Below are 19,491 nucleotides of genomic sequence, written 5' to 3' on the forward strand. Positions count from 1 at the left end.
TTGTAACTATTTGAATTTAAAAGTAATCAAAGGAGAATTTGAATGCGTATTTTTAAAAAAACTCTGATGGCATGTGCTGCATATTTACCTGTATTGGCTTTGGCTCATCCTGGACATGATCACCATACTGGGTTTTGGCCGGGCTTTATTCATCCATTTACAGGTTTAGATCATTTGATGATGGCAATCGCATTTGGGGTATTGATGTGGACAGCAAATCAACGCTGGAAGCTTTTTGGCTTGATAGGCTTAGCTTCAGCGATGGTGGTTGGTTTTATGATCGGTAGCCAAGGATTTATTCCAGCAGCAATTGCTGAATACGGCATCATTGCTTCATTGGTTTTACTGGCTGTAGCGCTTTGGACAAAAACAAATCAAGTTTTACCTATTGCAGCAGTTTTATTGGCAAGTTTTCACGGTGTTGCGCATGGAACTGAACTAGGCCAATCCGGTCATGCCAGCTTACTGATTTTAGGCATGGTGACAGCAATGACATTGATCTATGCGGGTGGTTTAGGCATTGGTGCTTTTATTAAAAAGTACGTTCCATATGGCAAGAAAATTATTGGTACTTTGGCTGCGGTCGTTGCAGTTATTGGTTTGGCTTAATGTTTAAGCGCTTAATTGCTGATATCCATTTATAAAGGCGGCCATGATAAGTTTAGTGGAACATCTTCCTGATCAGCGCCTTTGGTATGCAAAACTAGAATTGGGTTTTCAGGCTCAAACTGAGCGGACAGTACTAGCCCATCGTAGACATTTTGGACCTGTACGTGTGCAAAAGATGCTTTGGCCTGAAAAAACTGGGATTTGTCATGCGATTATTGTCCATCCGCCTGCGGGTATTGCAGGTGGCGATCATTTAACATTTGAGATTAATGTTGATGTTGCTGCCCATGCCTTAGTCACGACCCCTGGTGCAGGTAAATGGTATCGAACCAATGGCAAACAAGCTTATCAACATATCCATATCTCAGTTAAACACAATGCTGTGTTTGAATGGCTTCCTCAAGAAACCATGTTATTTGATGGTGCCAATGCTCACTCAGAAACCTTGATTCAGCTTGATCAGACAGCAAGCTTTATCGGTTGGGATATGTTGGTGATTGGTCGACAAGCTCGAAATGAAAAATTCCAATCTGGTGCTTATCACAGTCATTTAAAATTATGGCGAAATCAGCAATTACTGGTGGCAGACACATTGAGTTTTAAAGGCAATGATCGTTGGCTAAGTTCTTGTCTAGGCATGAATAATCATGCCGTTATGGGAAGTTTATGGGCAGTTCCTCCTGAAAAATTCCGAGCAAACATTTATTTAGAGGCACATATCGATTTAATTCGTGAGTTGATGATGCGAATGGATATGCCTGTCAGGTTAACCTTATTGGGGGATGTCATCAGTGCACGTTTTTTAGGTGATGATGTTCGACATTGTCATGATGCTTTTGCAGCAATTCGTGCCAGATTGAGGCGATATTGGTTTGATATGGATGAAGCATTTCCACGAATTTGGCGAACTTGATTCATTTAAAGTTCGTCTTTTAGAAATAAAATCTGCGTGTTTAATTTAAAACTGAGCACATATTTTGCATAAAAAATGCAAGAACTTTAGGAAACACATATGGAACTCAATCCTACTGAAAAAGACAAACTGCTGATTTTTACAGCGGGTTTGGTTGCAGAACGTCGTAAAGCACGTGGACTAAAACTCAATTATCCTGAATCTATTGCATTTATTTCCGCAGCACTGCTTGAAGGTGCGCGAGATGGAATGACTGTCAGTGAGTTGATGCATTTTGGCACTACCTTGCTCAGTCGTGATGATGTGATGGAGGGTGTGCCTGAGATGATTGCCGAAGTGCAGGTAGAGGCTACTTTTCCAGATGGCTCGAAGCTCGTCACAGTCCACCAACCGATTATATAGAATACTTTTTAAAAAATTAGGATAAGCACATGATCCCTGGTGAAATTATTACACCTGATTGTGATATTGAAATGAATGTCGGTCGTGAAGTACTGAAAATTTCAGTGTCAAATTTAGGTGATCGACCGATTCAGGTGGGTTCACATTTTCATTTTTATGAAGCCAATGATGCTTTGCAATTTGATCGTGAACGTGCCAAAGGTTTTCGTTTAAATATTGCAGCGGGTACAGCGGTTCGGTTTGAGCCGGGGCAGCGACGTGATGTTGAAATCGTTGCACTGGTCGGAAAACGTGAAGTCTATGGTTTCGCAGGGCGTGTGATGGGTAAGTTGGACTAAAAGGATAATCAAAATGAAAATGTCACGTCGAGCTTATGCTGAAATGTTTGGTCCTACCGTTGGGGATCGAGTACGTTTAGCAGATACCGAACTTTTTATAGAAGTTGAACAAGATCTCACCATCTATGGTGAAGAAGTTAAATTTGGGGGCGGCAAAGTTATTCGCGATGGGATGGGGCAATCTCAATTACTTGCAGCAGATGTTGCAGATACGGTGATTACCAATGCATTGATTGTCGATTGGTGGGGAATTATTAAAGCCGATGTAGGATTGAAAAATGGGCGAATTTGGAAAATAGGTAAAGCTGGCAATCCGGATATTCAACCCGATATTACCATTCCATTAGGTGCGGCCACTGAGGTGATTGCCGGTGAAGGGCAAATACTTACAGCAGGTGGAATAGATACCCATATTCACTGGATTTGCCCACAACAAGTTGAAACAGCGTTAATGTCAGGAACAACAACCATGATTGGTGGTGGTACTGGTCCCGCTGCAGGAACATCGGCGACAACGGTAACACCAGGGCCATGGCATATTTCAACCATGCTGCAAGCCATTGATGATTTACCTATGAATATTGGCTTATTGGGTAAAGGTAATTTAAGTCAACCTGAACCGATTGCGGAGCAGATTAAAGCAGGTGTGGTGGGGCTGAAATTGCATGAAGACTGGGGTTCTACCCCTGCTGCAATTGATAATTGTCTAACTGTGGCAGATGAATATGATGTACAAGTTGCGATTCATACCGATACTTTAAATGAAAGTGGTTTTCTTGAAGAAACACTGGGGGCATTTAAAAATCGTACTATTCACACTTATCATACTGAGGGCGCGGGTGGCGGTCATGCGCCTGATATTTTAAAAGCCATTGGTCAGGCAAATGTTTTGCCATCTTCAACCAATCCAACCCGCCCATATACTATCAATACCATTGATGAACACTTAGACATGCTCATGGTCTGCCACCATTTAGATCCAGCGATAGCTGAAGATGTCGCATTTGCTGAGAGCCGTATTCGTCGTGAAACGATTGCCGCAGAAGATATATTGCAAGATCTCGGCGCAATTTCAATGATGTCTTCTGACTCTCAAGCCATGGGGCGTGTGGGTGAGGTGATTTTACGTACTTGGCAAACGGCGCATAAAATGAAAGTGCAACGAGGACCATTAGAAGGCGATAATCAGTATCATGATAATAATCGGGTGAAGCGTTATATTGCAAAATATACAATAAATCCTGCCATTACTCATGGTTTAAGCCACGAAATTGGTTCTATAGAAGAAGGGAAACTTGCTGATTTGGTGTTGTGGAAACCCGAGTTTTTTGGGGTAAAGCCATCAATGATCATTAAAGGTGGAATGATTGCGGCAGCGCCAATGGGAGATATTAATGCCTCAATTCCAACACCACAGCCGGTACATTACCGTCCAATGTTTGGGGCATATCCAAGAGGCGTGCACAATACCTGTATTACTTTCTTGTCACAGGCCGCAATTGAACTATGTGTTGCTGAAAAATTACAATTAAGGAAGTTAATTTCACCTTGTAAAAATACCAGAAACATCACTAAACAAGACATGAAGCATAATAACTATTGTCCTGTGATGGATGTGCATCCTGAAACCTATGAAGTTCGTGCCGATGGTGTACATCTAACTTGTGAAGCTGCTGAAGTATTACCCATGGCACAGCGTTATTTCTTGTTTTAATTCAAGATAATTCGAATTTAAAAATGCCTTTCTTATGATAAGAGAGGCACTATTTTATTTGAAATCAATATGTCTCTACGTAATGCAACCAAAGACAACTTTATTAATTTAAAAAGCTATGTTTAATATTGGTTGGTATAAGTACAGCGATACAATCCTTTTCTTTTTTTGAGTTTTATTGATGACGCAATTTTGGTCTAAATTTTTTTCCAAGTCATTTTCTACTTTGTTTTCAAAACTATTGAATGAAAAACAGCGCGATTTGAATAAACATCATCAAGCTTATTCTCGTTCAGACGTTGCAGTGGCCGTGGATACAGGTGCTACGGAGATTGGCTTTGCACAAGATCAAATTACTCAAGTCAGCCCTCAAGGTGTAGATTTGATTTGTGGTTTTGAGGGATTAGAGCTCAAAGCCTATGATGATGGCGTCGGGGTTTGTACTATCGGTTATGGAACAACGATTTACCCGCATGGAAAAGCTGTTCAGTATGGGGATACTTGTACCATTGAACAAGCAAAAAACTATATGCAACATGATCTTAGGCGTTTTGAACAAGCAGTAAGTTCTGCTGTAAACGTTCCTTTAAATCAAAATCAGTTTGATGCGTTGGTTTCATTGAGCTATAACATAGGTATTGGTGCTTTTAAAAACTCAACCTTATTAAAATTATTGAATACCTCTGATTATCACGCTGCCAGTCATCAATTTGATGTTTGGATCAAGGCAGGTGGCAAAACGGTACAAGGTTTAGTAAATCGAAGAGCAGTAGAGAAAACTTTGTTTCTTGAGCACTAATATGACTTGCTTTTTCAAATGTTGTTCTGAAAACGTGTGTTAATTCCAGATGATTCATTTTGAATTATCATTCTTTTCAAAATGTTGTCTAAAAATTAAAATAGTCAAGGTTGATATGAGCATTTATTTAATTCGCCATGCGCAAAGTTTAGGGAATGTAAATGGTAAAACTGAGTCCCATGCAAGTATTCCCTTAACCGAATATGGACATGAACAGGCGCAAAAACTTATTGATGTTTTACCTCCAGCAAAGCAGATTTATGTCTCTCCATTTATCCGTACACGTCTAACAGCTGACCCAATTTTATTATGTGATCAGATTACACCTCAAATTTTGGATATCCATGAGTTTTCTTACTTATCCGATATGCGATGTAAAAATACCACTTTAGAGGAACGAAAACCTTGGGTAGATGATTATTGGAATCAAGCAGATGTCAATTTAGTTACAAGTGAAGGTGCTGAATCTTTTGCAAATTTTTATTATCGCGTTACGGACTTTATTGTGCACTTGGATTCCCTAAAAGCCCATTATCAACATGATCATTTACTGGTATTTAGTCATGGTCAGTTTTTACAGTTATTTAAAATGCTGGTTGAGCAAAAGCGAGAGTTATCATCACAATTAATGCGTGATTTTCGTTATGCATTGTTAAATCATCAATTAAACAATACAGAGTTTTTTATTTTTAAATAAAATGAGAATAAAATTATGAATTTTATAATAAGAAAAATTGCGCTATTGACGGTTTTTACTTTTATACCTGTATCGATATATGCAGATATTGCGGCTTTAAAGTCAGATTTAACTCAATTTGCGCAACCTCTTGAAACACAATGTAAGGGGCTTGATCGCTATATGCCTCTTAACATGTTACATCAATTTTTAAATCGCCCAAATTCTGAAAAAATAGATGTGTATTCGATGGATGTAATTTTTGTTTCAGATCTTTTGGGTTATTTGGAAGATAAAAATTGTGCTTTAGCAGCTTCTGACTTCACAATATCAGGTGTTAAAATTTTGAATCAATATCATGATTTATGGGAGAAAGATTTACCTAAAGAGAGAAATGTTCTGAGATACGAAACCTACCTTGCAGCAGGCGATGCAAGTTTAGTGAAATATAAATGGACTCATAAGATTCAATATCTAGATGATGCACATCAATTTTATACACAGTACTTAATGACCAATGCAATCAGTCAACAACAAAAAGATCAATGTGGGAAAAAATGTGCAGAATACTTAGCCGATGTGAGTAAGGTGCAATACTTTAATCTCTATGATTACGCTTCTATATCTAAGGAATATCAAAAACTTTTTCATGATATTTATGAACAATATTCACAACAAGATGCAAATTTCTCAGATAGTCTTGAAAGCCTTAATCTAGTTTTTGAACGGACTGATCAATTTGAAGTGGGCGCAATTAAAACCACAGGATTAAGCTCAGTCAATAATGAAGTGGCTTCTTTAAATAATTTTGAGACTGTTTTTAGTTCTGGTGATAAAAAACTTATAGAATTTTATATAAAACGTTTAGATCAATATCTACAAAATAGAATCCAGCATAAATTATTAGATGCAGAGATGACGGATAAAATTTATCAATTCTTGTTAAAAGAATCGAATGAAAATAATTCGATGATTGTACGTACTCAGCAGGAAAGTGCTCTTCAACCTAATCTAAGTTTTCAAATTGGAAAACACCACTATATTTTCAAGGGAACAAGTCATCACGTGCAGTTAATTTTCCAACCCGTTGACTAAAGCATGAGTGAGATTGGCATAAAAACTGCTTGATCATTCACACTAAAAAATGGTGATTGAAAAGTTTAAAGGCGGTTTGAGTGAATAAAACTTATTTACGTGGGCAAGACTTAATAGACCAAATCCAAAATACTCCCTATTCACGAGATCTCATTGGCTATCACGGTGAAGTACCCAAAGTAGCATGGCCAAATCAAGCCCAAATAGCGGTACAGTTTGTTCTTAACTATGAAGAAGGTGCTGAAAACCATATCGAACATGGTGATGCCGGTTCTGAGCAGTTTTTATCTGATATCGTGGGAGCAGCAAGTTTTCCCGACAAACATATGTCGATGGATTCGATGTATGAATATGGCGCTCGTGCAGGATTCTGGCGTATTCATCATGAGTTTAAAAAGCGTAACTTACCCATGACCATATTTGGAGTGGGCATGGCACTGGCACGTAACCCATATATTGTGGAAGCCATTCAACAAGCCCATTACGATGTGGTTTCACACGGACAGCGTTGGCTAAATTACCAAAATATAGATATTGAAACGGAACGTCAGCATATTGATCAAGCGATCAGCATTCTAGAAACCTTGTTTGGCACTACACCAATGGGGTGGTATACAGGGCGAGATAGCCCAAATACGCGTAAATTATTGGCTGAATTTCCACAGATCAAATATGACTGCGATTACTATGGTGATGATTTGCCATTTTGGACCAGCTTAACCAATTTACAAGGCCAAAGCCGTCCGCACCTGATCATTCCGTATACTTTAGAAAGTAATGATATGAAGTTCTGCGCGCCTGCTGGTTTTAACAGTGGCGAGCAATTTTACCAATATTTAAAAGATGCCTTTGATGTGCTTTATGCAGAAGGTGAAACTGAGCCGAAAATGCTATCGATTGGCATGCATTGTCGTATTCTGGGACGTCCCGGTCGTTTTAAAGCATTACAGCGTTTTTTAGATTATATACAGGCACAGGAAAAAGTCTGGATCTGTCGTCGTGGCGATATCTCTGAACATTGGTTTAAACACCATCCAGCCACATAATTGTAGGTATTAGGATGTGGCTTTTAAGGTAAGCACTTTATTTTTAATTGAATGCAGTAAAGCGCGCAGCAAAGTTTATATAAAAGTGTTTGAAAATTTTAGCGAACTCGAGCATAGGTATTATTCGTGAAAATAGAAGAATTTAATCAAGCATCATCAGAAGAGCTTACAATCTTGCTCAAGCATTGTGTGCACATTCAACGTTGGTCAGATGAAATTTTGTCACAACGTCCATTTGGTAGCACTCAAGCGTTAATGGATTTTGCAAAAGCACAAGCCTCAACTTGGACATGGTTAGAAATTGTAAATGCATTAGCGACACACCCACGGATCGGTGAAAAAAAGGCTCAGGCTGTGCTGAGTGAAAAAGAGCAAGCATTTTCTCATCAAGAGCAATCAGCAATAAAACAGAGCACTGAAACACAACATGCTTTATTGCAAGGCAATATTACTTATGAAAAGAAATTTGGTCATATTTTTTTAATTCGTGCTATGGGCTTAGATCAGACTGAAATTCTACAAGCACTGAAATATCGTTTATTAAATGATCCTGAAACAGAACAGCGTATTGTTAAACAACAACTGGGTGAAATTGCAATGTTAAGACTCAATCAAGAACTGAGTGAAAATGAAAGCTTAAATGATTGATTGCATTAAAATAATGTTTAGAAAGGAAATAACATGATCAGTACCCATATCTTAGACACGCATCTTGGCAAGCCTGCCGTAAATGTTCTGATAAAATTATTGGATAGCCAAGACAATATTGTTGCAGAATCAAGGACCAATGAGGATGGTCGGGTTGCAGACCTAAATTTAAGTGAAATCAAAACGGGGGATTATAGTTTGGTTTTTTATACTGCTGAATATTTTGACCGTTTGGCCTTAGCAACGTTTTTCCCAAAAGTTGTGATTCATTTTTCAGTCCTTGATAGGGCACAACATTATCATATTCCTCTATTAATCAGCCCTTTTGCTTATTCCACGTATCGTGGAAGTTAGCTTTTGTAGAGTTAGATTTATAGAACTTGTTTTTTTCATGATTTTAAAGCCCATTGATTTGGGCTTTTTTTTATGAAATTTTGACCAAGTGTAAAAAATTGGCTTTGTTTTTGCTTATTCACGCAGGTGTTTACCGCTATTTCTGATGGGGAATTTATACAATGAAATTAACACAATTTGCTGCGCTTTCAACTTTCGTTTGCACCGCTTTTAGCACTCATGCTGCGCCTATTTGGCAAGACTTTAGCATTACTGGATTATATGGAAAAAATTATGAATTAATTGCTCGGGAAGATGACCAATCGACCATTACTTTTGAATATGCCGCCAAATTAAAATATGGGGACTTCTTTGCATTTGCGGATCGTACCAATAATGATGTTTCAGGCAATGAGACCTATTTTGAAGTTTCACCACGATTGAGCTTAGGCGCGATTTCAGGGCATAAGTTGGAAGCAGGACCAATCAAAGACGTTCTCATTGCCACAACATGGGAAGGCGGTGAAGGGTTTAATAATTATCTGTATGGGATCGGGGTAGATTTGGCGATTCCATATTTCCAATATGCACAATTAAACTTTTATAAAGCAGACAATTACAAGAACACAAATGATGATTATCAGCTGACTTTTGTTTTTGGTGTGCCTTTCAAAATTGCATCAGAAGATTTTCTTGTTGATGGTTTTCTGGATTGGTCAACCGCTGAAGATGATCATGCCAGTGAGTTAAACTGGACCACCCAGTGGAAATGGAATGCGGGTAAACATATTTCACCGGATACGAAATTGTATTTAGGCGTTGAATATTCCGTTTGGAATAATAAATACGGCATTTCAGGCAAAGATGAAAATAATGTCAGTGCTTTAATTAAATATCATTTTTAAAATGATCTTTATCTGATCATGTTTTTAAATGCACGAATAGGATTGAGATAAGCTTAAGATAAATTTCCAAACCAGCGCAACACTGAGTGATGCTGCACTGGTTTTTTAACAACATAAGGTAAAATCTTATCTCAGTACTTCTCAGCACTTTTAGAGGAATGTTTTGATCCATGCATTTTTTATTTGCTGTTATGAAATGGTGATTATAAGGTCAGGACAATATTTTCATTAAAGTGAAAAACATCACAATTGTGACCCTCACCAATCCGATCAATTACAGCAAAGTCGCTGGGTGCTTCAAGCGTCAATAACGGATGATGCCAAGTGCCTGCACGATAGTTTACAGCCTGTTGGCCATTGCTTATAAAGGCATAAATATGTTCAAGATCAGGTTGGTCTTGGTCCAAAGCGGCTGCAACAACAACCAAGAAAGATTGACCTTGCATCGGGATAAATGCCTGTGAACCAATCGGATGTCGTTCAAGCATTTGAATTTCACAAGGCACTTGGGTTTTTTGAATATTTCGAAAAATACTCAATCCGATTTCAGCGTTGGTCGCTTGAGCCAAGGATAAAGCATGATAACGTTCCGTATGCGCACTATTGATATGGAAAAAATCATTGCCAGTACAAGCAATGACCTCACCAAATGGGGCAAAAGCTTCAGCTGTTAAAGGTTGAATTTGAATATATTTCATAAAATCACTCTATAATTTTACCCCATAATCGGATACGACTAATACCACCGTCTGGAATCATATTGACACGAATATGTGAAATTTTTTCATGCTTTAAAATGTCGGCTACATAATCATGAATATGATCCATTTGCATATCCTGAGCATTGAGTAGAAATGGCCAAAACATACTTTGTGGAATTAGTTGTGGATCAGTCGCATTTTCAATATATATCGCCTGAATAGAAACTTGAGCAGGAAAATTTCCTTTGAAATGTGCAGTATCAATTTCAATTTTTTCAATTACACCACTTTGACCGAGTGCTAAAATACACCAATCAAATCCAGGCGCACGGCGACGTTTGGTTTCCCAACCATCTCCCATATTGATTCCACGATTCGGATTGATCAAATTACGAGGATGACCAAAGTGGGCGTCGCTATAGGCAATCACGCGTCCACCATTTTCTAGTGCTAGTAAATCTAATGTTTTTTGATGATCTTGAATCTGTATTTGCACTTCGCCATAGACGCGAAAACGTGCAATACCACCATCAGGAAAAATATTTAAGCGGACATGGGTAAAGACTGCTGAATTTTTAATGTTAAAAATATGGTGTTGGCTTGGGCCAAGAATAGAATTATTTAGAATGGGTTGCCAAAGTGCATTGCTTAAGTCCCCATTTGGTGCATAACAGGCTTCAATTGAAGCAGAAGCAGGGTAATTCCCAGTAAAAAAAGTGGTATCAATATCAAATGCTGTAATTTTTCCAGCAACGCCTAATTTAATAATTGCCCAGTCATAGCCTGCATGTCGTTTGCGACGGGTTTCCCATCCATCCATCCATTTGCCGTGATCATCAAATTTATCTTCTACAAAAATGGGTGGATTAAATTGCAACATTCGTTGTGCTTCTGCAAAAAAATCATCTGAACATTCAAGTACTTTTGTACCAATTCGGGGATCTGCCAAATTGGTGCATTGTTGTAAATGTGCAGGAAGCTCAAAACTTGGTGCAAGTAAAGTTGCCATATTTATTTACCATTCATATTGCGATTTATATCATTTTATTCATTGATATGGGTGCTTAAAGTTCAATAAGCACTCATAAAAACAATATCTTACCGTCCTCATCATGCATAGCCTATGCCAACTTTGCTTGACGAATGTTGTGATTTTTAAATAAATGGCACGTTTTTAGCATTTTAGTCATAAGTGTTAAAGATACAGACAGAGGAGAAATAGATGGAGATTACTATTATTGGTGCAGGTATGGGGGGATTAACCGCAGGTATTGCACTAAAAAAATTCGGACATACGGTCACCATCTATGAACAAACTGAACAAATTCTAGCTGTAGGTGCTGCTATTTCTTTATGGTCAAATGGTGTTAAGTGCTTGAATTATTTAGGCTTAACGGATCAAGTTGCTAAACTCGGTGGTCAAATGGATCATTTAGCCTATATCGATGGACTAACTGGTGAGCACATGACTCAGTTTAGTTTAATGCCTTTGATTGAAGAGGTCGGACAACGGCCTTATCCAGTTTCCCGTGCAGATTTACAAAACATGTTGATGGATGAATTTGGCCGTGACGATATTCATCTTGGGAAAAAAATGGTTGCACTAGAACAAGTAGATCAACATATAAAAGTTCAGTTTGCAGATGGCAGTGAAGTCATCACAGCATTGTTAATTGGTGCGGATGGAACACATTCGCTAACGCGCCAATATGTATTGGGTGAACAGGTTGAACGTCGTTATGCTGGTTATGTCAATTGGAATGGTTTAGTGGAAATTTCAGATAATTTAGCCCAAGCAGATCAATGGACAACATTTGTTGGAGAGGGGAAACGTGTTTCGCTTATGCCAGTGGCAGATCAACGTTTTTACTTCTTCTTTGATGTGCCATTACCTGTAGGTTTGGAAAACAGTAAAGCCAAATATAAAATACTATTTAAACAATATTTTAAGGACTGGTGCCAGCCTGTTCAAAACTTAATTGAAGCGATTGATGAGCAAAAAACCAATCGAGTAGAAATTCATGATATTGAACCTTTTACCCAGTTTTATAAAGGCAGAGTGGTAATTATGGGGGATGCGGCTCATAGTACCACACCTGATATTGGTCAAGGCGGTTGCCAAGCCATGGAAGATGCAATTTACTTAGCACGCGCTTTGCAAATCAATACATTAGGTGTAGAGGATGCCTTAAAAAGATATCAAAATAAACGTAATGAGCGCGCCAATGAGTTGGTATTACGTGCCCGTAAGCGCTGTGATGTGACCCATATGAAAGATGAGGCTGTGACCGAAGCGTGGTATCAAGATTTACGTCAAGAACAAGGTCCACATATTATGCGTGGCATTATCAGTAATATTATCGGAAATCCTTTAGATTAAATGTTGCTAGGTCGATGCTGAATTTAAATTACTAAATCTAAATTCAGCATTGGAAATTTAACACTTTTGATTCATATATATGTTTAGGGAGTTATTGCTAGTCATCACTCAGCTACACGTCATTGCTTTGTTGCTTAAGGGGCTGTTGTTCATTTCTTTAAATCAATGATTTGTATTACAACATACCCAAACCTGATTATTGATAAGGAATCAACTTGAGCTTAAATGCTTCGATTTGTTCAATAAGATGCTTAATCATAATTTGCGATACACGTGAAAGTTGTCGTTTTGGTGCAACACATAAAGCTAGTGTTAATGGATATAAACGTTTTTCTCGAATTGGCTTAAAAACCAGCTCGTCGCGCTCTAAATAAGGATAAGCATCAATAAATGACAATAAACCAATGCCCAAGTTTTTTTGAATTAATGACATCATCATTCGGATGTCATTACAATGTAAGTGATGCTGAGGGCTAAACTTATGATGCTTATACAAGGTCTGTGCGTAATCATGAATAATTAAAGGTGCGCCAGGAATCAAGTGCTTATAGTTGACACTATCTGATAGATAGACTTTCTCATTTTTTGTTAAAGGGTGATCTTTAGGTAAAATAAAACCGATTGGGATTTCTACAAAAGAGAGAACCTCTAATTGATGATGTCCTTTAGGGTTTAATAAAATCCCAAAGTCAATTTCAGCCTCCGTAATCATATTTGACACAGTTTCACTGTCTTGGATATGAAAATTTAAGTTGATCCAAGGATAGTTGTCATACATATATTGAATTGAATCTAAGACAAAACCATCACTCAGTGCTGAAATAAGCCCACAATTAATGGTACCCCGAGAAAGCCCTTGAATTTCATCAAAACGATTACGAGTTAATTGAAATTCTTTTTGCCACTTAATCAAATCCGCATAGAGTAACTCTCCAGCAAGGGTCAGTTTTAAACCACTGGGTAAACGTTCAAACAGATCAATTCCAAACTCTTCCTCAGCGAGTGCGATTTGACGATGTACTGCAGATACTGAAATATAGAGTTGATCTGCTGCTTTTCTTAAGCTACCTGTCTTGGCAACGGCAATAAAATAATCTGAAAATCGTGAAAAAGTTGTATTCGCAGGCATCTGGGCTGTCCATTATTTACATTTCAAGGACTTATTCCTAAGCAATGAAAATCAAGGAAATTTAAAACTCGCTAAAATCACATTTCAATAAGCGATTTTTATGCCAATGACAATTTTTTTCTAAAAAAAATTTTAAATAGGTGTTCTATTTTTTGGAACAAGATAAGTAAAACATTCTAATAGACAGAATTAGACAAAATTCGTAATTTAAAACTCAGCCATGATTTTAGCTGAGCGCTATGCTGAAATCACAGCATAAGATCATGACATTAAATATATATTCTGTGAGTTTTGTATGAATGCAATTCCAGTTCTGAACTTGTTTAGTCAACCACAATGTAGTGGTTTTGAGCCTAAAGACTGGGAAATACTCGCTCAGCATTGGTATCCTGTCGCACGTGTGCAAGATGTCACAACAGCCCCACAACAAGTACAACTCCTCGATGTGAAAATGGCGCTTTATCAAACGGCAAGTGGTGCGATTCAGTTGGTGCGTGATATTTGCCCGCACCGTGGTGTACCACTCAGCAAAGGTTGGGTGCAAGGTGAAGAGATTGTTTGTCCCTACCATGGATTGCATTACAACACAGCAGGTCAATGTACAAAAATTCCAGCACAGCCAGAACTGACAAATATTTCAGAGCGCTTTAGCCTCACCAAATTTCCTGTAGTTTTAAAATATGGTTTGGTTTGGACGAGTTTATTTAGCCGTGATGAAAGCCTCGCAAACTTTCCAATATTGGATACTTGGGATCATCCTGATCATCAGCCCATTTTGCCACCATTTGTTGATATTGCTGGTTCAAGCGGGCGGCAATTGGAAGGTTTTATTGATGTTGCACATTTTGCTTGGGTACATCAGCAGTCTTTTGCCGATGCTGAAAATCCTGTTGTACCCAAATACACCACTGAACGTACAGATTATGGTTTACATACTGAATATGTCAGCAATGTGAGCAACTATCCACATGGTTTACAGCATCTGGCACCAGAAGGTTTTTTATGGAAGCGAATTTTTGACGTTTACCCGCCATTTTCAGCAGTGTTAAAAGTTGAATTTCCACGTGAGGGCGTATTAAAAATTTTAAATGCCTGTTGTCCTGTATCACATAACCAAACTCGATTATTTGTACCACTCACCCGTAATTTTGATACCACAGGCGATTTGCAGGCAGTTTATGATTTTAATGCACAAATTTTTGCAGAAGATCAGGACATGGTAGAGAGTCAAAAACCAGAAGAGCTTCCATTGGATATTACAATGGAAGCACATTTTGAAGCAGATCGTTCATCTACAACCTATCGCAGGATATTGGCAGAATGGGGACTAAGCAAACGCTATATTGTGTAAATTTTCATTTTTCCATCCCCAGCGTCTGGAGGTAACATAATTAATCATATATTGATGATGAATGATCAATATATGATTAAAGCTGATCTTAACAACATAGATCTTCTTATAAAAAAGAGTTTGACTTCGTTAGTTTAGCTAATAATTTTTCTTTTAATTGTTGCCAATTTGTCGAAATCCAACACACCAAAGAGCCTGAAGTTACCAACATCACACCATACCAAAACTCTGGTGGTAGGTGGGTTTGTAAGATAAACATTGAAATCACAGTGGAGATGACTGGACTAAAATAAGATAAAGTCACCAAAATCGTAATATTGCCTTTGATAATGCCAATATTCCAAGCAGCATAACCCAAGGCCATCACCACTGAAACAATACCTAACAATCCAATTGTTGTAAGTTTAACTTCTGGAATTACATTTAGACTCAACCCATGTGACCATAGGTATTTAGTCCACAGTACAATACTGATCGAAACAAAGAAAAATGAAATTGGATTATGCCCATCGCTATATTTTTTGGTAATTACACAATATAAGGACCACAGCGTTGCCCCAACAAGTGCCAAAATATAACTGATTGGATTTTCTAGAATATTGGATAAAATATTAGACCAAGTTAAAGCACCTTGCCCAGTTTGAATTAAAATAATTCCACTCAAGCTGATGGCTAATCCAACAATAACAAAGACATTAAATTTAATTTCTTTAAATAGGATCAGCATGGCAACAGTTAATCCTGGCCAGAGGTAATTGACTAGACTGACTTCGATGGCCTGTTGAGCAGTTTGTGCCAGTGCAATAGCATAAGAAAAACATAATTCATAAATAACAAATAATAAGGTAGAAAAAATCAGATATTTTTTTGAAATTAATTTTAAATTTGGGATTTTAAAAAATATTAATAAAATACAAGTACTCAGTGTATACATCAGCAGCACAGCTAACTCAGCGCCCAAACTAAAACTAATTTTTTTCAATAAACCGACGATGGAAGACCATTGTAAAATGGCACTTAAACCAATCAACGTAGCGAGATTTTTTGACATATTGGGCTTTAAAATCTGAGGATTCAGATTAAGGTAAATAATAAAACAATTATAGCTTAGAACTCTGCAATTATTTTTAAAATATTACCCAGCATAAAACAAATAATATGTCAGAATCAGATCAATTAAAAAATAGAGTATTTAAGCAAAATTTGATATTTGGATAAAAAATTAAGTATTAAAAATGATAAAAAGCTTTGTTTTTAGTTCAATTTTTTATATAAACATATACATAAAGATTAAAAATTAACGAGACATTAAACAGAGATAAACAAATGAGAAGATTACCCGTATATTTATTATTAGATACCTCAGGTTCGATGCATGGTGAACCGATTGAAGCCGTTAAAAATGGTGTTGAAATACTGGTTTCTTCACTCAGACAAGATCCTTATGCGCTTGAAACAGCCTATTTATCTATTATTACTTTTGATACTCAAGCCAAACAACTGATTCCTTTAACTGAAATTGCGATGTTTCAACCCCCTCAATTACAGGCAACGGGGACTACACAGTTGGGCGAAGCACTTGGATTACTGGCAGATAAAATTGATCAGGAGGTGCAAAAAACCACACCTGATACCCGTGGTGACTGGAAACCCTTAGTTTTTATTATGACAGATGGTGCACCAACGGATGATTGGACCAAAGGTTTTGCAAAACTAAAACAAGCGAAGACGGGGATGATTATTGCTTGTGCTGCGGGACATAATGCAGATAGTAGTATTCTCAAACAAATTACAGAAGTTGTGGTAGAACTTGCAACCGCAGATTCAAACACCATTAAAGCTTTCTTTAAATGGGTTTCTGCAAGTATTTCTACAGGAAGCCAAAAAGTAGATGCAGGTCAAAAAGAAGTCACAGGTTTAAATGATCTTCCACCACCGCCACCTGAAGTGAACGTGGTTTTATAAAAATAAAGGAAAATAGAATGGCAATTACATTGGCGAAAGGTCAAGGACTCAGCCTTGAAAAATCTAAACATGATTTAGAACGAGTGACGATTGGACTCGGTTGGGATATCACTGAGCAAAAGAAAGGCTTTTTAGGCGGATTATTTTCAGGCGCAAAGAGTGAAGAACACGATCTAGATGTGGTGGCATTTTTATGTGATGCTAGTGGAAAAGTAAAAGATCTGGGCTGGAATGCCGCAGGTCAAGCCACACTTGAAAATAGTGATGTTATCTTTTTTAATAATTTAAAACATCGTTCAGGGCAAATCTGGCTGACTGGAGATAACCGTACTGGTGCTGGTGACGGCGATGATGAACAAATTATTGTCAAATTAAATAGCTTGTCAGCTGAATATCACAAGATTGTCTTTATTGTACAAATTTACAATGGTGCAAAAAACAATCAGCATTTTGGTCAGGTGAAAAATGCTTTTATTCGTGCTGTCGATGGTACTGGCAAAGAAATGGTGCGTTTTGATTTATCAGGTATCGGTCAATATGATCAACAACGTTCATTATTATTTGCTGAACTGGTCAGAGAAAATAGTGGCTGGAAATTTAATGCGGTCGGTAATGCATCACCCGCGGATAATTTCGTGGAATGGTTAAAAAAATATAGTTAAAAAATGAGAATATAATGCGCCGTTTACCTGTATATATTTTGTTAGATACATCTGGCTCTATGCGTGGTGAGCCAATTCACTCGGTGAATGTTGGCTTGCAGTCGATGCTCAGTGCATTAAGGCAAGATCCTTATGCGCTTGAAAGCGTGTATTTAAGTGTGATCACTTTTGATATTGATGCAAAAGTTTATTTACCGCTTACCCCTTTGGATCAAGTTCAAATTCCAGATCTAGATGTGCCCAATGTGGGAGCAACATTTATGGGTGCTGCATTGGAATTACTGGCACAGCAAGTACAACAGAATGTGCAAAAAAGTAGTAATGAGGTTAAAGGGGATTGGCGCCCGTTATTATTTTTGATGACAGATGGTTCACCCTCAGATGTCTATGCTTATCAGCAAATCGTTCCCACAATTAAACAGCTTAATTTTGCCACGATTGTCGCTTGTGCTGCGGGGCCAAAAGCGAAAACCGAATCCCTGCTGCAACTAACGGACCAAGTGGTTGTGTTAGACACCATGGATTCAAATAGTTTTGCTAGCTTCTTTAAGTGGGTTTCTGCAAGCGTGGTCGCTGGTAGCAGTAGCGCAGGGGTATCCGATTCAATTTCTTTACCACCACCACCTGCCGAAATTCAGTTGGTTTTATAACTGGATATTACTTGACGTTAAAAATGTTAAATCAAACAGGTCAGCACTTATCTGTTTGATTTAGATTTTTGAATAATATGATAAAAATAATGTAGGTGAAGTTATGCGTCGTTTACCGGTATTTTTTGTTCTTGATTGTTCTGAATCAATGGTCGGGCAACCGCTTGAATCAGTTCAAGAGGGTGTGGAGTTTATTTTAAGCAGTTTAAGAAAAGATCCTTATGCGCTTGAAACTGTATTTGTTTCCTTGATTGCATATGCAGGGATTGTCAGAACATTGGTCCCTTTAACTGAGTTATTTGCCTTTAATCATTTTAATTTGCCCTTGGGTGGTGGGACACATTTGGGTAAAGCTTTAGATCATTTGGGTCAGGAAATTGATCGTTATGTGATGAAAACCACCAGTGAAGTCAAAGGCGACTGGAAGCCAATGGTCTATATATTTACCGATGGTCGTCCAACCGATGAATATGATCAGGCAATTCAACGCTGGAATGCTAAATATGCGCATAAAGCAACAGTCGTCGCCATTGGTTTAGGTGCAGATGTTGATTTTTCTGTGCTGAGTAAGATCACTGAAAATACCATTTCAATTGATCAAATCAATCAAGAATATGTCAAAGGTTTGTGTAAGTGGATCACGGCCTCTGTGGTCTCACAAAGTATTAGTATTGGTAGTCATCAACAAAAAGATGAACTGTTGCCGATTGATGAGCGTTATATGCGCTTGGCAAAAGATGCATTGTCCCTGCAAAAAAATAAAGCCGATGATCATTGTGCGATATTTGTGGGTCGCTGCCAAAAGATGAATAAACCTTATATCATCAAATATATACGAAATTTACAGTACAAAGGTCCAGCTGATTTAAATATCAATATCTATAATTTTAAGTTAGATACCTGTAGCGCGATATCTGAGGAGTATTTTACTTGGTCAGATCATAATGCATCAAATAAGCAGATCAATACAGCCGAGCTCGATGGTTTCCCTGAATGCCCACATTGTTTTTCTGAGACTGCTTTTGCCGTGTGTGGTTGTGGTAATTTGATGTGCTATGACGGCTATCGGGAATCTGTGGTTTGCCCGTGGTGTCGTCGACAAATCAGTTTCTCGTCTGGTGAGGGAGATTTCGATTTAACCCGTGGTCAAGGTTAGGCTTTATCTGTTGATGAAT

22 protein-coding genes are annotated in these 19,491 nt (G+C 37.9%); 18 read left to right on the plus strand and 4 right to left on the minus strand.

Translation table 11 applies throughout. The features are described from left to right. Window positions 1-42: 42 nt before the first annotated feature. The 12 genes from AC2G3J_RS09365 (at window position 43) to AC2G3J_RS09420 (ending at window position 9,478) form a co-directional block, all read left to right on the plus strand. Window positions 43-609: a HupE/UreJ family protein gene (locus AC2G3J_RS09365; RefSeq protein ID WP_336951047.1), complete on the plus strand. Its 567-nt coding sequence runs from the start codon at window positions 43-45 to the stop codon at window positions 607-609. Between the two features lie 43 nt (window positions 610-652). Further along, complete coding sequence (locus AC2G3J_RS09370; RefSeq protein WP_419359699.1) at window positions 653-1,522, plus strand: urease accessory protein UreD; 870 nt, start codon at window positions 653-655, stop codon at window positions 1,520-1,522. 99 nt (window positions 1,523-1,621) lie between these two features. Next, window positions 1,622-1,924 (plus strand): urease subunit gamma, encoded by a 303-nt coding sequence (gene ureA, locus AC2G3J_RS09375; protein ID WP_336951049.1) that lies wholly within the window; start codon window positions 1,622-1,624, stop codon window positions 1,922-1,924. A gap of 29 nt (window positions 1,925-1,953) precedes the next feature. Then, the gene (locus AC2G3J_RS09380) at window positions 1,954-2,262 is read left to right on the plus strand and encodes an urease subunit beta (RefSeq protein ID WP_336951050.1); all 309 of its coding nucleotides are present in this window, start codon (window positions 1,954-1,956) and stop codon (window positions 2,260-2,262) included. A 13-nt stretch (window positions 2,263-2,275) separates the two neighbouring features. Then, window positions 2,276-3,976, plus strand: a complete 1,701-nt coding sequence (ureC, locus tag AC2G3J_RS09385; protein ID WP_483770992.1) for an urease subunit alpha — start codon at window positions 2,276-2,278, stop codon at window positions 3,974-3,976. A 181-nt stretch (window positions 3,977-4,157) separates the two neighbouring features. Then, window positions 4,158-4,775, plus strand: coding sequence for a lysozyme (locus tag AC2G3J_RS09390; RefSeq protein ID WP_419327233.1), 618 nt, complete (start codon window positions 4,158-4,160; stop codon window positions 4,773-4,775). Between the two features lie 115 nt (window positions 4,776-4,890). After that, on the plus strand, window positions 4,891-5,472 hold the full coding sequence (locus tag AC2G3J_RS09395; protein WP_483770993.1) for a histidine phosphatase family protein: 582 nt from the start codon (window positions 4,891-4,893) through the stop codon (window positions 5,470-5,472). Between the two features lie 15 nt (window positions 5,473-5,487). Further along, the gene (locus AC2G3J_RS09400; protein WP_483770994.1) at window positions 5,488-6,546 is read left to right on the plus strand and encodes a hypothetical protein; all 1,059 of its coding nucleotides are present in this window, start codon (window positions 5,488-5,490) and stop codon (window positions 6,544-6,546) included. Window positions 6,547-6,626: 80 nt separating this feature from the next. Further along, window positions 6,627-7,592 (plus strand): allantoinase PuuE, encoded by a 966-nt coding sequence (gene puuE, locus AC2G3J_RS09405; RefSeq protein WP_483770995.1) that lies wholly within the window; start codon window positions 6,627-6,629, stop codon window positions 7,590-7,592. A 126-nt stretch (window positions 7,593-7,718) separates the two neighbouring features. Beyond that, window positions 7,719-8,240 carry a 2-oxo-4-hydroxy-4-carboxy-5-ureidoimidazoline decarboxylase gene (uraD, locus tag AC2G3J_RS09410; protein ID WP_483770996.1) on the plus strand — a complete coding sequence of 174 codons (522 nt, stop codon included), beginning with the start codon at window positions 7,719-7,721 and terminating at the stop codon, window positions 8,238-8,240. Window positions 8,241-8,273: 33 nt separating this feature from the next. Continuing rightward, window positions 8,274-8,594, plus strand: a complete 321-nt coding sequence (gene uraH, locus AC2G3J_RS09415; RefSeq protein WP_483770997.1) for a hydroxyisourate hydrolase — start codon at window positions 8,274-8,276, stop codon at window positions 8,592-8,594. A gap of 161 nt (window positions 8,595-8,755) precedes the next feature. Then, window positions 8,756-9,478 carry an outer membrane protein OmpK gene (locus tag AC2G3J_RS09420; protein ID WP_105712585.1) on the plus strand — a complete coding sequence of 241 codons (723 nt, stop codon included), beginning with the start codon at window positions 8,756-8,758 and terminating at the stop codon, window positions 9,476-9,478. A gap of 203 nt (window positions 9,479-9,681) precedes the next feature. Here the strand turns inward: AC2G3J_RS09420 and AC2G3J_RS09425 are convergent, their stop codons facing one another. After that, window positions 9,682-10,176, minus strand: coding sequence for an ureidoglycolate lyase (locus AC2G3J_RS09425; protein WP_483770998.1), 495 nt, complete (start codon window positions 10,174-10,176; stop codon window positions 9,682-9,684). Between the two features lie 4 nt (window positions 10,177-10,180). Next, entirely contained in the window at window positions 10,181-11,188 is a 1,008-nt protein-coding gene (alc, locus tag AC2G3J_RS09430; protein WP_419327228.1) for an allantoicase, read from the minus strand. A 213-nt stretch (window positions 11,189-11,401) separates the two neighbouring features. Here alc and hpxO point away from each other — a divergent pair, with 213 nt between their 5' ends. Then, the gene (gene hpxO, locus AC2G3J_RS09435) at window positions 11,402-12,559 is read left to right on the plus strand and encodes an FAD-dependent urate hydroxylase HpxO (RefSeq protein WP_483770999.1); all 1,158 of its coding nucleotides are present in this window, start codon (window positions 11,402-11,404) and stop codon (window positions 12,557-12,559) included. Between the two features lie 196 nt (window positions 12,560-12,755). Here hpxO and AC2G3J_RS09440 read toward each other — a convergent pair whose 3' ends face one another. Beyond that, the gene (locus AC2G3J_RS09440) at window positions 12,756-13,688 is read right to left on the minus strand and encodes a LysR family transcriptional regulator (RefSeq protein WP_483771000.1); all 933 of its coding nucleotides are present in this window, start codon (window positions 13,686-13,688) and stop codon (window positions 12,756-12,758) included. A 295-nt stretch (window positions 13,689-13,983) separates the two neighbouring features. Here AC2G3J_RS09440 and AC2G3J_RS09445 point away from each other — a divergent pair, with 295 nt between their 5' ends. Continuing rightward, entirely contained in the window at window positions 13,984-15,039 is a 1,056-nt protein-coding gene (locus AC2G3J_RS09445; RefSeq protein WP_336951063.1) for a Rieske 2Fe-2S domain-containing protein, read from the plus strand. Window positions 15,040-15,145: 106 nt separating this feature from the next. Here AC2G3J_RS09445 and yddG read toward each other — a convergent pair whose 3' ends face one another. Next, entirely contained in the window at window positions 15,146-16,090 is a 945-nt protein-coding gene (gene yddG / locus AC2G3J_RS09450) for an aromatic amino acid DMT transporter YddG (RefSeq protein ID WP_419359693.1), read from the minus strand. A gap of 275 nt (window positions 16,091-16,365) precedes the next feature. On the opposite strand from yddG, the gene AC2G3J_RS09455 reads away from it, so the two are divergent. The 4 genes from AC2G3J_RS09455 to AC2G3J_RS09470 all read left to right on the plus strand — a co-directional run bounded on the left by AC2G3J_RS09455 (window position 16,366) and on the right by AC2G3J_RS09470 (window position 19,472). Next, window positions 16,366-17,004 (plus strand): vWA domain-containing protein, encoded by a 639-nt coding sequence (locus tag AC2G3J_RS09455; RefSeq protein WP_034613146.1) that lies wholly within the window; start codon window positions 16,366-16,368, stop codon window positions 17,002-17,004. Window positions 17,005-17,021: 17 nt separating this feature from the next. After that, window positions 17,022-17,666, plus strand: a complete 645-nt coding sequence (locus tag AC2G3J_RS09460) for a TerD family protein (RefSeq protein ID WP_004720351.1) — start codon at window positions 17,022-17,024, stop codon at window positions 17,664-17,666. 14 nt (window positions 17,667-17,680) lie between these two features. Beyond that, window positions 17,681-18,316, plus strand: a complete 636-nt coding sequence (locus AC2G3J_RS09465) for a vWA domain-containing protein (protein ID WP_336951067.1) — start codon at window positions 17,681-17,683, stop codon at window positions 18,314-18,316. 103 nt (window positions 18,317-18,419) lie between these two features. After that, window positions 18,420-19,472: a TerY-C metal binding domain-containing protein gene (locus tag AC2G3J_RS09470; RefSeq protein ID WP_336951068.1), complete on the plus strand. Its 1,053-nt coding sequence runs from the start codon at window positions 18,420-18,422 to the stop codon at window positions 19,470-19,472. Window positions 19,473-19,491 lie beyond the last annotated feature (19 nt).

Source organism: Acinetobacter legionensis, assembly GCF_057165765.1.

What these genes read in the sequence shown, in the direction of transcription:
- AC2G3J_RS09420 (WP_105712585.1), top strand. Translation starts at nt 8,756, where the DNA reads ATGAAATTAACACAATTTGCTGCGCTTTCAACTTTCGTTTGCACCGCT.
- AC2G3J_RS09425 (WP_483770998.1), bottom strand. Translation starts at nt 10,176, where the DNA reads ATGAAATATATTCAAATTCAACCTTTAACAGCTGAAGCTTTTGCCCCA.
- AC2G3J_RS09370 (WP_419359699.1), top strand. Translation starts at nt 653, where the DNA reads ATGATAAGTTTAGTGGAACATCTTCCTGATCAGCGCCTTTGGTATGCA.
- AC2G3J_RS09470 (WP_336951068.1), top strand. Translation starts at nt 18,420, where the DNA reads ATGCGTCGTTTACCGGTATTTTTTGTTCTTGATTGTTCTGAATCAATG.
- AC2G3J_RS09395 (WP_483770993.1), top strand. Translation starts at nt 4,891, where the DNA reads ATGAGCATTTATTTAATTCGCCATGCGCAAAGTTTAGGGAATGTAAAT.
- alc (WP_419327228.1), bottom strand. Translation starts at nt 11,188, where the DNA reads ATGGCAACTTTACTTGCACCAAGTTTTGAGCTTCCTGCACATTTACAA.
- ureC (WP_483770992.1), top strand. Translation starts at nt 2,276, where the DNA reads ATGAAAATGTCACGTCGAGCTTATGCTGAAATGTTTGGTCCTACCGTT.
- AC2G3J_RS09455 (WP_034613146.1), top strand. Translation starts at nt 16,366, where the DNA reads ATGAGAAGATTACCCGTATATTTATTATTAGATACCTCAGGTTCGATG.
- hpxO (WP_483770999.1), top strand. Translation starts at nt 11,402, where the DNA reads ATGGAGATTACTATTATTGGTGCAGGTATGGGGGGATTAACCGCAGGT.
- ureA (WP_336951049.1), top strand. Translation starts at nt 1,622, where the DNA reads ATGGAACTCAATCCTACTGAAAAAGACAAACTGCTGATTTTTACAGCG.
- AC2G3J_RS09365 (WP_336951047.1), top strand. Translation starts at nt 43, where the DNA reads ATGCGTATTTTTAAAAAAACTCTGATGGCATGTGCTGCATATTTACCT.
- AC2G3J_RS09390 (WP_419327233.1), top strand. Translation starts at nt 4,158, where the DNA reads ATGACGCAATTTTGGTCTAAATTTTTTTCCAAGTCATTTTCTACTTTG.
- AC2G3J_RS09460 (WP_004720351.1), top strand. Translation starts at nt 17,022, where the DNA reads ATGGCAATTACATTGGCGAAAGGTCAAGGACTCAGCCTTGAAAAATCT.
- AC2G3J_RS09400 (WP_483770994.1), top strand. Translation starts at nt 5,488, where the DNA reads ATGAATTTTATAATAAGAAAAATTGCGCTATTGACGGTTTTTACTTTT.
- AC2G3J_RS09465 (WP_336951067.1), top strand. Translation starts at nt 17,681, where the DNA reads ATGCGCCGTTTACCTGTATATATTTTGTTAGATACATCTGGCTCTATG.
- AC2G3J_RS09380 (WP_336951050.1), top strand. Translation starts at nt 1,954, where the DNA reads ATGATCCCTGGTGAAATTATTACACCTGATTGTGATATTGAAATGAAT.
- yddG (WP_419359693.1), bottom strand. Translation starts at nt 16,090, where the DNA reads ATGTCAAAAAATCTCGCTACGTTGATTGGTTTAAGTGCCATTTTACAA.
- AC2G3J_RS09445 (WP_336951063.1), top strand. Translation starts at nt 13,984, where the DNA reads ATGAATGCAATTCCAGTTCTGAACTTGTTTAGTCAACCACAATGTAGT.
- AC2G3J_RS09440 (WP_483771000.1), bottom strand. Translation starts at nt 13,688, where the DNA reads ATGCCTGCGAATACAACTTTTTCACGATTTTCAGATTATTTTATTGCC.
- uraH (WP_483770997.1), top strand. Translation starts at nt 8,274, where the DNA reads ATGATCAGTACCCATATCTTAGACACGCATCTTGGCAAGCCTGCCGTA.